Annotated in this window: 10 protein-coding genes; 5 read left to right on the forward strand and 5 right to left on the reverse strand. The window is 59.2% G+C overall.

Translation table 11 applies throughout. The features are described from left to right. Positions 1–12: 12 nt before the first annotated feature. Both NET03_RS00425 and NET03_RS00430 read right to left on the reverse strand, forming a co-directional pair. Entirely contained in the window at positions 13–363 is a 351-nt protein-coding gene (locus tag NET03_RS00425) for a P-II family nitrogen regulator (RefSeq protein WP_252126913.1), read from the reverse strand. Then, positions 360–1,652 (reverse strand): ammonium transporter, encoded by a 1,293-nt coding sequence (locus tag NET03_RS00430; protein WP_252126914.1) that lies wholly within the window; start codon positions 1,650–1,652, stop codon positions 360–362. The genes NET03_RS00425 and NET03_RS00430 overlap by 4 nt, the downstream gene beginning before the upstream one ends. 726 nt (positions 1,653–2,378) lie before the next feature. On the opposite strand from NET03_RS00430, the gene NET03_RS00435 reads away from it, so the two are divergent. Beyond that, on the forward strand, positions 2,379–3,584 hold the full coding sequence (locus NET03_RS00435) for an MFS transporter (RefSeq protein ID WP_252126915.1): 1,206 nt from the start codon (positions 2,379–2,381) through the stop codon (positions 3,582–3,584). 22 nt (positions 3,585–3,606) lie between these two features. Here NET03_RS00435 and mutS read toward each other — a convergent pair whose 3' ends face one another. Beyond that, entirely contained in the window at positions 3,607–6,204 is a 2,598-nt protein-coding gene (gene mutS / locus NET03_RS00440) for a DNA mismatch repair protein MutS (RefSeq protein ID WP_252126916.1), read from the reverse strand. 539 nt (positions 6,205–6,743) lie between these two features. Here mutS and NET03_RS00445 point away from each other — a divergent pair. The 3 genes from NET03_RS00445 to NET03_RS00455 all read left to right on the forward strand — a co-directional run bounded on the left by NET03_RS00445 (position 6,744) and on the right by NET03_RS00455 (position 9,290). Further along, a complete protein-coding gene (locus tag NET03_RS00445; RefSeq protein WP_252126917.1) occupies positions 6,744–7,025 on the forward strand; it encodes a DUF4212 domain-containing protein in 282 nt (93 codons plus the stop codon). Between the two features lie 7 nt (positions 7,026–7,032). Further along, a complete protein-coding gene (locus NET03_RS00450) occupies positions 7,033–8,949 on the forward strand; it encodes a sodium:solute symporter family protein (protein WP_252126918.1) in 1,917 nt (638 codons plus the stop codon). Positions 8,950–9,026: 77 nt separating this feature from the next. Further along, positions 9,027–9,290, forward strand: coding sequence for a YggT family protein (locus NET03_RS00455; protein ID WP_252126919.1), 264 nt, complete (start codon positions 9,027–9,029; stop codon positions 9,288–9,290). Here NET03_RS00455 and NET03_RS00460 read toward each other — a convergent pair. Together NET03_RS00460 and NET03_RS00465 are read right to left on the reverse strand one after the other, a co-directional pair. Next, positions 9,287–9,961, reverse strand: a complete 675-nt coding sequence (locus NET03_RS00460) for a 3'-5' exonuclease (protein ID WP_252126920.1) — start codon at positions 9,959–9,961, stop codon at positions 9,287–9,289. The genes NET03_RS00455 and NET03_RS00460 overlap by 4 nt on opposite strands. Continuing rightward, complete coding sequence (locus NET03_RS00465) at positions 9,958–11,865, reverse strand: putative nucleotidyltransferase substrate binding domain-containing protein (protein WP_252126921.1); 1,908 nt, start codon at positions 11,863–11,865, stop codon at positions 9,958–9,960. The genes NET03_RS00460 and NET03_RS00465 overlap by 4 nt, the downstream gene beginning before the upstream one ends. 95 nt (positions 11,866–11,960) lie before the next feature. On the opposite strand from NET03_RS00465, the gene NET03_RS00470 reads away from it, so the two are divergent. Beyond that, positions 11,961–13,922: an acetate--CoA ligase gene (locus tag NET03_RS00470; RefSeq protein ID WP_252126922.1), complete on the forward strand. Its 1,962-nt coding sequence runs from the start codon at positions 11,961–11,963 to the stop codon at positions 13,920–13,922. The last annotated feature ends 230 nt before the right edge of the window (positions 13,923–14,152 follow it).

Raw genomic sequence — 14,152 nt, forward strand, 5'->3', positions numbered from 1 at the left:
TCTTGGATGAATTCATGCGACTGGTGTCACCGCAGCTTCGTCACGTTCTCCAGTCCGGATTCGGTAAACACGCTCCACCGGTAGGACGAAAATCTTGCCGTCCCCCACCTGTCCGGTCCGAGCGGCTTCCAGAATCGCCTGCACGGTCGGCTCCACGAAGTGATCGGACACGCCGATATCGAGGCGCACTTTTGGCGTCAGTTCCATTTTCACGGTCATGCCACGATACGTTTCAACCTGTTCCATCTCCCCGCCGTGTCCTTGAGCAGCTGAAATCGTCAGGCCACGCACCTCAGCGCGAAACAATGCTTCCAAGACGTCGTTCAACTTTTCGGGTCGGATGATCGCTACGATCAGCTTCATGCACTTCCTCCAACTTGCTTGACCTTTGGTCCCACGCGTACACCACTCTCCACTGCCCGTACTGTGGGCAAGAGAAGGATCGCTCCTTCACCGCTCGTGTACGCCTGCTCACCGTGCTCGCTGACATCCAGACCGAGCCGTTCAGCGAGATCCGGCACCCGAAGCGCCGTGACCGCAGCGATCGCCCGGAGGATCACGAACGTCCCAACCGCGGTATACGCCGCGACCGCAAAGACAGCAACCGCTTGGATCACCACTTGCATGGGATTACCAAAGAGCAGCCCGTTTGTCACCCCGTTCCAGGATTCCTGGGCAAAGACTCCTGTGAGTAGCGCTCCGGTCAGGCCGCCCACCCCGTGAGCCGCGAAGACGTCCAGGGAATCGTCCAAGCGGGTACGAGCCCGCCACACCAGAGCGAAGTAACTTGGAAACGCGGCGAGTGCACCGAGCGCGATTGCCGACAGCGGTGCGACGAAACCAGCCGCAGGGGTAATCGCCACCAATCCAACGACGATCGCCGTCGCCACACCGACAGCTGTCACCTTCCCAGTCCGAACCACGTCCAAGAGCATCCACACGAGTGCTGTGCCCATTGGAGCAAGCATCGTGTTCGTGAACGCGAGTGCTGCTGATTCATTTGCAGCAAGAGCACTCCCTGCGTTAAAGCCGAACCACCCGAGCCACAGGAGTGCTGCACCAAGCAGGGTAAAGGGGATATGGTGCGGCAGGATCGCCTGACGACCGTAGTCACGTCGCTGGCCGAGCACCAGCGCGCCGACGGCAGCCGCCACACCGGCATTCACGTGAACCACCGTTCCCCCGGCAAAGTCGAGTGCCCCGAGGTTCGCCAACCAACCGCCGCCCCAGACCCAGTGAGCAATTGGTGCGTAGATGAGTACCGCCCACAGGGCAAGAAACACGAGGTACGGACCGAAGCGCATACGTTCGACGAGTGCCCCGCTGATCAATGCCGCCGTGATGATGGCAAAAGTCGCCTGGAAACTCATGAAGAGGACGTGAGGAATTTGTCCTTGCGCAGCCAGATCGACACCACGCAGCAGTGCAAAGGACAAGTCACCAATGACCGGAAGTCCCGGTGCAAAGGCGAGGGAATACCCGAGGAACGCCCAAGTAAGACCAACGAGGGGGAGTGCCGCAAAACTCATCATCAGCGTGTTCAGCACGTTCTTTGAGCGAACCAGCCCGCCATAAAAGAAGCCAAGTGCCGGTGTCATGAGGAGAACCAATGCCGTGGAGATCAGCATCCAGGCAATCGCACCATCGCTCATCGTCGAGCTCCCTTCCGCTGCACCGTCGCAGCTCATCGAGTGCGGTACGAACGACTCCCGGCGAACGTGGAGGCATCACATGCGGAGGTTCTCGGGTCCGAGACCGAATGGCCTTCGCCATCGCCGTCACCCCCTTCCGTTCGTGCAGCGTACCGAAGCGGGGAGTGCAGTGCTCAGGCACCACGCGCAATCTGGCTCGGCCCTTTTGTGCACGACGCATAGTTCCACGCGACCCGGAGGCGACCAGTATTCCGCATACGTGCTACGACACGGAAAACGAACGCACTCTCCCGCTGAGAGGAGGCTCTTCACCCCCCGAGTGTTGGCGCATGACGCAACTGCTCGCTTTCCCCAGGCTAAGAAACCCCAACTCGGAGAGGAACACGAACTCTCAGAAGCGATCCCCGGAGGATCACCCACAGGCTTGCACTGTGCTCGCAAGCCCAGGTGGTATGGAAAATCGTCGTTCGATCATCAAGACGCCGCGAGAGAACGTCCCAAGAACTTGAGACGGCAGCCCAGAAATCGCGAGGGGTTGCATCGTCCGCAGAGCCGGAGTATCCACTGGTTGTTTGGGAACATGCCACTCGATCGATGACCTTTGCCGTTCCCGATCGGGAGCAAAACATCGCCACCGTTCCGAGAGCCCCGCTGGCTGTTCTGCACTCATGAACAACTCAGTGTCCAGGCGTTCTTCAGCGCTACACTTGCCGAGGGAGGCGAGGAGTGGCGACTCGCTCGTCAAGACGAGCAGCGACTCAGCGGTTTAGTCAGTGGAGCCTCGCTCCATTCCATCTCGGTTCACTGATTGGTCCCTACAATGGCGGCGGCTTCCCTATCATCTTTCCAATTCTCCAGGGAGTCTTTCATGTTGACCGAACAGCACTCTCGGTGATCATTCCAGCCTATTTTGCGACCTTTGGCTTGTGTCAGTTCTTTTCGGGAACCATTTCCGATCTTACGTCGCGCCGAGTAGTCATCCTGGCCGGCTTCGGGTCATTCGGCCTGGCCGCTTTGCTCTGCGCTCTGGCACCGAATCTGCGTCTTTTCGTGCTCGGCTGCCTCTTGCTTGGAGTGACGAATGCCTTCACAACACCGATCCTGCTGGCGACGCTCGGCGATGCACTGCCGGCAACGCAGCTGCCACGGACCATCGCTGTCTTCTCTGCGGCCAACCAGACCGGCCATCTCATCGGTCCGCTCATCGCGGGTCTGCTCGTGGCTTGGTCCTGGCGACTCTTTTTCGTGTCGGTCGCGCTTGTAAGCTGGATTGCTGGCGCCTGGCTCCTCGTCTGGTTCCACCGACACGGTCACGTCGTGCCGCCCCGACCGCGCGCGCCGTCGCTCGGTCACGCCCTCCGCGAACTCCTCGCTGCTCTTGATCGCGGAGTTGCGCAAGTCGTCGCCCTCGCGTTTCTCGCGAATGCGGCCGTCATGGGTACGGCCTATCTCCTCGGGCAGGCTTTGCGTGATTTGTGGCAGCTCGATTACGCAACGATCGGACTCGTCGTGTCTCTCTACGGCCTCGGCGCAATTCTGTTTGGGCCGCCAGCTGGGCTCCTCCTCGAGCGCTTCGGCGCGCAACGCGGGGCCGCTCTCGGCCTTCTGGCCATAAGCAGTACCGTCGCAGTAATGGCCGCGGCCCCGCATCCCTGGGTATTCGCCGCAGCCTATCTGACGCTTGGTCTCGCAGCGATGCTCACGTGGACTGCCTTCAGCACCCTCGCCGTCCAGGCGGCGCCCAGCCACCGTGGTACCGCATCGGCGTATTTCTTGGGAGCCCGCTTCCTGGTACAAGGACTCGCGCCCGCACTGTACACACCGATCTATGGCGCGTTCGGCCCCCGCGTGATGTTCGCCCTTTCAGCTGCTATCGCACTGTCCGCATTCCTCCCACTCTGGCTGCTGCGTCCTCCTAGCAGGAGCAGCTGAAGCACGCGCTTGCACGTGATGATTAGCGATTCGCAGCATCCTCGCGCACGAGACGCTGGAGTTCGTACAGAACTGTCAGTGCTTCGAGAGGCGTCATCGCGTCAAGCTCAAGAGCCTTCAATCGTTCAACCACCGGGTGAAAAGCACCGAACAGTGTCAGCTGCACCGTTACCGGCGTGTCCTTCGCCATCGCGGTCCGGCGCCGCACCCGCTCGCTCGACCGCGCCTCTTCCAGATCAGCGAGGATCTCTCGCGCTCTTCGGATGACGGCTTGCGGCAAACCCGCGAGTTGTGCCACGTGGATGCCGTAACTCTTGTCCACGCCTCCTTGCACAACCCGGTGCAGGAAGACGACTTGATCTCCTTCTTCGAACACGTCCATCCGGTAGTTTCGGACCCGCGGCAGGACACGTTCCAGTTCGGTCAGTTCGTGGTAATGCGTCGCGAAGAGGGTGCGACAACCCAGTCGTGGATGATTGTGGAGATATTCGACCACGGCTCGGGCAATTGCGAGCCCGTCGTAGGTGCTCGTACCGCGTCCGACCTCGTCCAGTACAACCAGCGAGCGTTGCGTTGCCTGGCGCAGGATTGCAGCTGTCTCGACCATTTCGACCATGAACGTACTCTGACCAGAAGCGATGTCGTCCTGCGCGCCGATTCGGGTGAAAATCCGATCCACAATGCCGACCCGTGCATGCTCGGCCGGTACAAAGGACCCAATCTGGGCCAGTAGTACGATCAGTGCCACTTGTCGCAGATACGTCGATTTTCCCGCCATATTCGGCCCGGTGAGGATCATGATCTGCTGTTCCTCGACGTCAAGGCGGGTGTCGTTTGGCACAAAACGGCCTGGTTCGGTCGTCGTCTCCACCACTGGGTGACGACCGCCGCTAATCTCGAGGATCAAGCTCTCGTCAACCTCGGGTCGCGTGTACCGACGCTCGACGGCGACTTCAGCGAATGCCCGATAGACGTCAAGTTCCGCGACAAGCTGCGCCACACGTCGGATCTGTCCTGCCGAACTCGCCACTTCCCCAACGACTCGACGATATACGTCTGCCTCGAGTGCCGCAATCTGCTCCTCGGCATGGAGGACAAGATGTTCATACTCCTTTAGCTCTGGAGTGACATAGCGCTCAGCGCCGACGAGTGTCTGCTTGCGCTGATAGTCAGAGGGCACAAGGTGCCGATTTGCATGGCTCACCTCGATATAGTAACCGAACACCTTGTTATAGCCGACCTTGAGTGAGCGAATCCCAGTTCGCTCGCGCTCACGCTGTTCAAGCGAAGCGATCCATTCCCGCGCTGAACGAGCTCGGGCGCGCAGTTCATCGAGCTCTGGAGCGAATCCCGCGCGAATCACTGGTCCTTGGGCAAGGGTGGCCGGTGGATCGTCAACGACCGCTGCCTCAATCAACCGAGCAACCGGAGACAGATCGGGTAACGCACCGAAACTCGCCAACTCGTCTCGTTGCGCGACAGCCTCGGCGATATCAGGAAGCACACTCAAGGAACGTGCGAGCTGCCGGAGTTCCCTTGGCGTGACACGCTCCGTCACGACGCGGTTCGCAAGCCGCTCCAGATCTGCGACCGCACGCAGAAGTTCGCCCAAGCGCACCCGTGTCATCGTCTCCTCGACGAGCGCTGCAACGCGCGCCTGACGATGGCAAATCGCCCTCACGTCGAGCAACGGCTGGTTCAGCCAGCGACGCAAGAGTCGTGCACCCATTGGGGTCTTGGTTCGGTCGAGGATCGCAACAAGAGAGCGACTCTGTTCACCCCGTACCGTTTCAAGGAGCTCCAGGTTGCGGCGCGTTGCGGCATCGAGCGTCATGTACGTGTCGGTTCGATAAACGACGAGATCGTCAAGTTGGGGCAGCCGACCCGCTTGTGTCTCGGCCAGATACTGGAGGAGTGCACCAGCAGCACGCAACGCCAGTGGCCGTTCCTCCAATCCGAACGCCTCCAACGACGCAACCCGGAAGTGCTCCTGCAACGCACGACGCGCCGAACGCTCGCTCCAGATCCATTCCGGTGTCTCCGTGACGAAGGCACCAACATCTGGCACACGAGCACGTTGTTCGGAGGAGGAGAGCAGTTCAGCTGGTCCCAGACGCAGGAGCTCACGTTCGACTGCCGCCTGGAGTTCCTCTGCCGAACCTGCCAGCAATTCCGTGGCTGCAAATTCCCCAGTGGAGAGATCTGCAAACGCGAGTCCTGCTCGCAGTTCATCGAGCAGGAGCGCCGCGATGTACGTGTTGCGTCGCGAGTCGAGCATCGACGGCTCGGTGATGGTTCCGGGTGTGACAACACGCGTAATACGGCGTTCGACAAGGTGACGACCGTCTGGCGTACCAATTTGATCGCACAGTGCAACACGATAGCCGGCTGCGACAAGCTTCGCGATATATGGCTCAGCTGCATGTACCGGGATCCCAGCCATCGGCACCCGCTGGTCACGGCCGAGCTCCCGTGAGGTTAAGGCGATATCGAGCACCTTTGCTGCAATGACTGCATCGTCATCGAAGAGTTCGTAAAAATCGCCAAGCCGGAAGAGGAGCAACGCGTCAGGAACCTGCTGCTTAATCGCCAGATACTGACGTCGGATCGGCGTTGACACCCTTCACCCCCTGGCGATAGTGTATGGTGCGAACGCCACCGACGACACAACGCGGGGACGGTACTCACAAGGTAGCCCCGGGTCATCGCACTTGTTGAATCTTGCAAGACTCCTCTACGTGACAGCTGACAGGTCATGATTATACAATAAGATGAGTCCCGGAAATCTTCGATGAGTCCTATCGAGACGACCGCAGCTGCGAGATATCCGAGGAACCATCTTTCGCTCCTTCAGCAGCATAGGTCACCATAACGTGCGTATTATCGTTCCCATAAATTGCGCCCCCTTGACAGGGCTCAGCCCTTCCGCTATACAGCAAGTAGTCCAAGACTGTGTTGGATGCTGAGAGACAACGGTTCCAGCGGGTGCGCGACACGGCAAGCTCGCCAGCCTTATCTAGAACGCAGCTGATCGGATCAGCAGGAAAGGAGGTGCTAGTCGGGTTGTTGGTCAGTACATTGCAGGAGGCAGGGGGTTAACGATCAGATACGGGATGATCTCCCACTGATTGGGAAGTGAAGAGGGCAGGAGGAACTGCAATGTCGGGGGCACCAGGAGTCGATAGCACACGGCTCGAAGCGTACTGGAAAGAACAGTGGAGACTGATTCTCACGCTCCTCGTCATCTGGTTTGCGGTGACCTACCTCCATCCGCCTTTTGCAGCCTCGCTGAACAATATCCGCATATTGACCGGCTTCCCGCTCGGATACTGGCTCTCCAGTCAGTTCGCGATCACGGTCTACGTCATTCTCATCTTTGTGTACGCCTTGACGATGAACCAGGTCATTGACAAGAAGTACGGCTTCGAGGAAGAGGAGTAGGGCAGGCATGGCACAGGAAGCTGGCTACACCCCGCTGACCCGTGCCCAGATCAGTGCGTTTCGTCGGCGCCTCGCCAAGTACTATGGATCCTTCTTTATCTTTCTAATCATCTTCACACTCATTCTTCTTTTACTAGAGAATGTTGGATTACCGAAGGCATATATTGGTTATGCCTTTATCTTTCTCACACTTGCCTTGTACGCTTTTATCGGAATTCTTAACTTTACACGACGGCTGGAAGAGTACTATGTCGCTGGTCGTCGTGTGCCAGCGTTCTTCAACGGAATGGCTACCGGCGCAGACTGGATGAGTGCTGCGTCGTTCATCTCTATGGCCGGCACGCTCTGGCTTTTGGGATATGACGGCCTTGCCTACATCATGGGATGGACCGGTGGGTACGTCTTGCTTGCGCTCCTCTTCGCACCGTATATCCGGAAGTTTGGACAATACACTATCCCAGACTTCGTTGCTACTCGCTACGGTGAAAAAGCCCGGCTCACTCGGCTCGTCGCGGCCATCTGTGCCATTATCGTCTCGCTCGCGTATGTGACTGCACAGGTGACTGGCGTCGGTATTATCATGAGCCGCTTCTTCGGTCTCGACTACCGGGTGGGCGTCTTTGTTGGTCTCGCCGGAGTGCTGGTCTGTTCGTTCCTCGGCGGTATGAAGTCTATCACCTGGACACAAGTTGCCCAGTATATCATCTTGATTGTGGCCTACCTCATCCCGGTTACATTCCTCTCAGGCAAACTGACAGGTGTTCCCTTCCCACAGCTCATGTACGGCCAGGCTCTTAGTCACATTGCCCAGCTTGAACAGTCAATGAATCTCGCCTCCTATGTGCAGCCGTTTAAGCAAGCACTGTCCAACGCCAGTGCTATCACGGCGTTTAAGCAGATCGGTCTCACTCCCCCTGAGCCGATCACCGTGCGCGACTGGGTCGGTACTCCGTGGCAATTCCTCGCGTTAACCTTGTGTCTCATGGCCGGCACTGTCGGTCTACCGCATATTCTCATCCGGTACTACACAGTGCCCAGCCCCAAGGAGGCACGTATCAGTGTCGGTTGGTCCTTGTTCTTCATCTGGCTCCTCTACGTCACCGCACCCGCCTATGCTGCGTTCTCACGTTGGGAAGTGCTCCAGAACGTGGTCGGTCAGCCTATTAACGCCCTTCCCGCCTGGACCACAAGTTGGATCCGGACTGGTCTTTTGACCATCAAAGATGCTAACGGTGATGGGCTCCTACAATTTAATGAGCTGACCATCAACCCAGATATTGTGGTCCTCGCCACCCCGGAGATCGCCGGTTTGCCCTTCACGATCGCCGCACTCGTTGCTGCTGGTGGTCTGGCCGCCGCACTCTCTACAGCTGACGGGTTACTTTTGGTCATCTCCACTGCTGTTGCCCACGACATCTACGCGAAGATCATTAACCCCAATGCGCCCTACGGTCGCCGGTTCTTCCTCAGCCGCCTTATGATCCTTATCTCCGCTATTATCGCGGCCCTGCTAGCAATCCCCCAGTTCGCCCTTATTGTCCAACTCGTGGCATGGGCCTTCTCGCTCGCAGCTTCGACCTTCTTCCCGGTAATCTTGCTGGGAATCTTTTGGAAGCGTGCCAACGCCAACGGCGCAATCGCCGGGATGATCGGCGGCTTAATCGTGTGTTTTGCGTACATGATTGCGAACTATATTGATCCTCGCATCAACGTCCTCGGTCTGTCCCACCTCTCGGCCGGAATCTTCGGTATGGCCGCGAACTTCCTTCTCCTCATCATCGTGAGTCTGGCCACCGCACCCGCGCCGAAGTACATCGAAGACATGGTCGATCAGCTGCGCATCCCTGTTGGCGAGATGCGTCTCCCTGCTCCAGGCACAGCGCCGGGTACTGCACCAGGCGTGGCACCAGCCGGGCACGACTGATCGTCGAAGAACAGTCCGCTTACCGGGTACCGGCTTCCCGGTACCCGGTTACTTTGTCACGCGAGGAGACATGACAAATGCTTCAAGAGATCATCACCATCTTGAACTGGCTGCTTGCCATCGCCATGTGGCTCGTTATTGGCCGTGCAGTTCTTGACTGGCTTACTCGTGGGCGAAGAACCGTCATTCATCAGCTCCTTTACCTTTTCACAGAGCCACTATATCGACCAGTCCGCCGCCTCCTGCCTGACGTGCCAGCGATAGCGATTCCGGTGACGCTGATTCTACTGTTCTTGGGACTGCGTGTGCTCCTCGTCGTTGTGGTGTCGCAAGTTGGCTAGCAGAGGCCAACGAGCCGAAGATCACGTAACGTCTCAATCCGCTCGTTGATGAGTTCGTAGAGTAAGCGCTGCCACAGTTGTGCCGCCACAAAGGCATCAGCCAATGCATGATGGCGCGCCGGCGGCTCAATATCATACGCTGTTAGCAACTCCTCGAGGCTGAACCGTCCACGGTCTGCCGCGGCCTCAACGAACGTGCCGTGATGCGAGGTTAGCCATCGCGCGACACGCCCTGTATCGATCCACAGTGAACACGGGAGTCGTAATCCCAGGCGACGCGCTGCACGTTCCAGAAACTTCCGATCGACCTCAACGCCATGCCCTACTAACACCGTACCAGCAAGAAAGGCGAAAAATTCTGGGAGCACAAGACGAAGCTCAGGGGCCTCAGCCACGTCGATAGGTCGAATACCATGGATCGGAACACTCGGTCCCCACCGCCGCACAGTGGGGCGAATCAGACTATAAAAACGCTCCCCAACCAGGATACGCGGACCCTCCATGCGAACCGCACCAATTGCCAAAAGCTCGTCCTGCTCGATGTCAAGACCGGTCATTTCAGCGTCAAGGACAGTATAACGAACCTCAAACAGGTGACGATGGTCTCCCTCGATGCCAAGTTGACGCAGAATGGCAGCCAGTCGGGTACGCCAACCGTTCTGCTCGCTCATTCCCCCGCCTGTTCTAGATGGAATCGTTCGCGAACTACGGCCTGGGTTCTCCCAATGACGCGGAAGGCCTCTTTCAACAACGTTCGATCGAGTGAGCTCAACTGTCGGGGATCTACGAAATTGGACGGCCGTTCACCCCGTTGCAGCTGTTCGAGCTGTACCCGCACGCGCAGGCCGAGCAAGAACTCGAACGCCTGCGCAAGGTCATCCGCAAGTTGACTCTCGATCGCCCGGGCTTCACGCAAGGCAAGTAACCGGGCCAGTGTATTGGTCTCCTCGATCCCGCGTTCAAGTGCGAAGAGTCGAACAAGGTTCACAATTGCTCCTGTCCCACCGATCTTCAGATCAAGCTGGTTCTTGTGTTCCCCTGAACGCTCAACGACAAACCGCCCGAGAAAACCAAGTGGCGGCGGATGGGCAGTCGAAAGCGCTGCCACATGGAAGAGGAAGCGAGGACTGTGCGCGAGTTCCTGCCTGACGTACGAGCGGAGCTCCGTGGCAAGTGCAAGTTCTCCGTGAACGCCGCGAAAATCAAACACAATCAGGGAATTCAGCACCGATTGCGGCTCGGGCACCGCCATCCAAGCACGGAACCTCCGCTTCCACTCCTCCACAGGCAACACCCACGCTGGATTATCAGCGGAATACCGTCCGGGACAGGGTGGAAAGCCGAGCGCAACCAGACGTTCAACGGCCCATTGCCCAAGCCGCAGGAAGTATCCCCGGACCAGCTCCTCTTGCCCCGCAGGCGGATCACTATACACGATACCATTGTCTTGGTCGGTACGAATTGTTTGCTCTCGGCGCCCCTCGCTACCGAAAACAAGCCAGCAATAAGGCACCGGCGGCGGTCCCAATTCCTGTTCAAGCAAGGCCAACACACGTGCAATTACGCGATCATTAATTTCGCTGACTAGTTGGGCCACTTCGCCCGCCCGGATTCCTCGCGAAAGGAGGAAAGGCAAGAGCTGGCGTTGCGCTTGCTCCACGACATACGCCAGCCGTTCAGTGCGCGTTTCGCGGTCAATCGCTCGAGCAAGGAAGAGCGCGCTCGTCCCTTGTTGCACCAGGAGATCGAACGCGGTCAGCATGCCGATCGGTCTCCCCTCCTCGGTAACGACCAAGTGGTTGATGCGGCGCCCGATCATCAAGCGGAGCGCCTCAAGCAACAGCTGATCGGCATCAATCGTCACCAGTGGCGTGCTCATCACTTCCCTGACCGGCGTTTCCAGTGCGCGTCCTAGTGCGATCACCCGCTCGCGCAAGTCCCAGTCGGTGACAATACCGATGCCACCCCCCTGCGCATCGACGACGACGACCGAGTTCACCCGCTCGGCACTCATCCGTCGCGCAGCCTCACGGACGTTCGTTTCTGGCGTGCAGGTGAGCAGTGGCTGGCGAGCAACGGAGCGACACGGCGCGGAAAGCAAAAGCGATCCTTCACCCGTCTCCTCCTGGCGCTCGAGCGCAGTCAAGCTGGTACGCACCCATTCCCGCAAAGCACCTACGAAAAAGCGTGCGACCGCCGGTTCGGTCGCAATCAACTCCTGGACTACAGCACGCGGGATGGCATAGCAGACCGTATCCTCAATTGCGATATCGTCTAGTTGACCTTCCAACCCGTTGACAGACGACAGCACACCGACGAGGTCCCCTTCGCTCGCAACTTCGAAGATATGCTCCTCGCCGGTCGCAGACCGTAGTGCCTTCTTCACACCACCCCGCACGACCACCCACAGGTAGTCGGGTGGCCGTTCACCGCGGCGAATCAACGCCGAGCCCCGGGGGAAATAGTGCACCTCGATCCGACGTGCCAGTTGGCGCAATTGCTCCTCGCCCAGAAACTGGAACGGCGGTACGCGCTTCAAGAACTCGGTGACACTTCCAAGAACGATATCGTCCACCTGGCCACCTCACCGTCTCGACAGGTTAGAACCGGACGCATTATACTGCCCATAACAGCGCGTGACAGGATGTCTGAGCAGCGAGGAGGTGCCGCATGGAGGTGATCAACCCGATCGTCGCTCATTGGCGGCGCGAGGGACTTGAGGATCCGGTGCGCTTCTGGGCACGAGCGGCGGAACGTGCCTTCTGGTTCCGCACGTGGGATGAGCCGTTCGCCTGGGAACCGCCGACCTTTCGCTGGTTCATCGGCGGGCTTACAAATCTGAGCTACGCCGCGCTGGATCGGCATATCCTCGCGGGTCAGGGCGGCCGAGCGGCGCTGATCGCTGAAACGGAGTGGGGTGAACGCCGCACGTATACCTACGTCCAGCTCTGGCGTCTCGTCCGACGTCTCGCCGCAGCCCTTCGTGGCCTTGGCATCCAACGCGGTGACCGAATCGGAATCTACATGCCGACCTGTCCCGAGGCGATCGCGCTCATGCTGGCGACGACCCGAATCGGCGCAATCCACATTGTCGTCTTCGCAGGCTTTGGTGCCGGTGCGCTCGCCGACCGCTTGAGCATGGCCGGTGCCAAGGTCGTCTTCACCACCGACCTCACCTGGCGTCGCGGTCGCGAGGTACGGCTCAAGGAGATCGTGGATCAAGCACTCGCGAGCGGCATTCCCACAGTCGAGCGTGTGGTCGTTCTCCGCCGTGGCACAGCTACACCACCGATGACACCGGAGCGAGACATGTGGTGGGAGGACTTCTTCTCCCTTGCCGTCGGCCAGGACGACTGCCACGAGGTGATGGAATCCAATGAGCCTGCTTTCATTTTGGCGACGTCCGGCACGACAGCAAAGCCAAAGCTCGCCATCCACACCCATGGTCCCTACCAGGTTGGTATTCGCTCCACTGGGGAATGGTGCCACGGACTAAAGCAGTCGGACGTCTGGTGGGCGACCTCTGACATCGGCTGGATTGTTGGTCACAGCTACATCGTTTATGCTCCGCTCCTCCTCGGCGCGACGACGATCGCCTTCGAGGGAGCACTCGATTATCCATCGGCTGAGACACCCTACCGCATCATCGAAGAGAACGGCGTGACCGGCATCTTTACATCGCCCACAGGGGTTCGTCTGCTGATGAAGTACGGCACCGAACCGGCCAGGAAGTACGACCTCAGTTCGGTCGAGCGAGTTGTCTGTGCTGGGGAAGTACTCAATCCACCCGCCTGGGAATGGCTGCAGAAGGACGTCTTTCAGAACCGTATCCCGGTGATCGACCACTGGTGGCAAACCGAGACGGGCGGACCCGTCATCGGCAATCCCTACGGTATCGCATTGCTCCCCATCAAGCCGGGGTCGGCAAGTCTTCCGCTTCCCGGGATGGACGTTGCAGTCGTCCGTCCAGAGGACGGCACACCCTGCCGCCCCGGTGAGCGTGGCGTTGTCGTCATCCGCCGTCCTTTCCCGGGACTGACTGCTGGCCTCTGGGGTGAGCCGGAACGCTATGCGCGCGACTATTGGCAGCGTATTCCTGGCGTCTATTTCACTGGCGATGCTGCTTCTGTCGACGAAGACGGCTACTTCTGGTTCGCAGGCCGTGCCGACGAGATCATCAAGATCGCAGATCACCGCATCGGCACCATCGAAGTCGAGAGTGCCTTCCTCCGGCACCCCGCAGTTGCCGAAGCGGGCGTCACTGGCCGGCCTGACCCGTTACGGGGCGAGGTGATTAGCGCGTTCATCACCCTCAAGCAGGGTTACGAGCCGTCGCCAGAGCTCGAGCGCGAACTCATTGAGACGGTTCGCCGGGAACTCGGGCCAGTCGCAGTGATTGGCGAACTCAACTTCGTCCGTGCGCTTCCCAAGACACGGAGCGGGAAGATCATGCGGCGGGTCCTCAAGGCCGTCATCCTCGACCGTGATCCGGGTGACATTTCGACGATTGAAGAAGAGGGCAGTGTCGAGGAAGCCCGAGCAGCGTGGCTGCAACTCAAGGAGATGCTCCGCGTCGGCGTCTACCTTGAACAGCCGCAACCGACTGGCGTCGAGGGATCTGACGGAAGCTGAGCTGCGCTTTCAACGTTTGTGGCTTACGGGCCTTGGTCTGTCACGGGAGCGGGGCACAAAGTCTCTGGCCCCGCTCTGCCTCTTTGCACCAGCACCACTTTGGAGAATGCCCAGAACAGCTCGAACCACCAGATGGCCAGGAGGTGTGGCTGGTCGTCAACGGACTCTCCGATTATCTCTCGCCGCAAGCCCTGAACGCCGGTTTCCTGTCCTTCTCCGGGATTTCGTCT

It is taken from the genome of Thermomicrobium sp. CFH 73360 (genome assembly GCF_023806465.1).
Lineage (GTDB): Bacteria > Chloroflexota > Chloroflexia > Thermomicrobiales > Thermomicrobiaceae > Thermomicrobium.

Excerpts from the sequence above, each read along its gene's own strand:
- NET03_RS00430 (WP_252126914.1), bottom strand. The coding sequence starts at position 1,652 with ATGAGCGATGGTGCGATTGCCTGGATGCTGATCTCCACGGCATTGGTT.
- NET03_RS00455 (WP_252126919.1), top strand. The coding sequence starts at position 9,027 with ATGCTTCAAGAGATCATCACCATCTTGAACTGGCTGCTTGCCATCGCC.
- NET03_RS00445 (WP_252126917.1), top strand. The coding sequence starts at position 6,744 with ATGTCGGGGGCACCAGGAGTCGATAGCACACGGCTCGAAGCGTACTGG.
- NET03_RS00425 (WP_252126913.1), bottom strand. The coding sequence starts at position 363 with ATGAAGCTGATCGTAGCGATCATCCGACCCGAAAAGTTGAACGACGTC.
- NET03_RS00460 (WP_252126920.1), bottom strand. The coding sequence starts at position 9,961 with ATGAGCGAGCAGAACGGTTGGCGTACCCGACTGGCTGCCATTCTGCGT.
- NET03_RS00470 (WP_252126922.1), top strand. The coding sequence starts at position 11,961 with ATGGAGGTGATCAACCCGATCGTCGCTCATTGGCGGCGCGAGGGACTT.
- NET03_RS00450 (WP_252126918.1), top strand. The coding sequence starts at position 7,033 with ATGGCACAGGAAGCTGGCTACACCCCGCTGACCCGTGCCCAGATCAGT.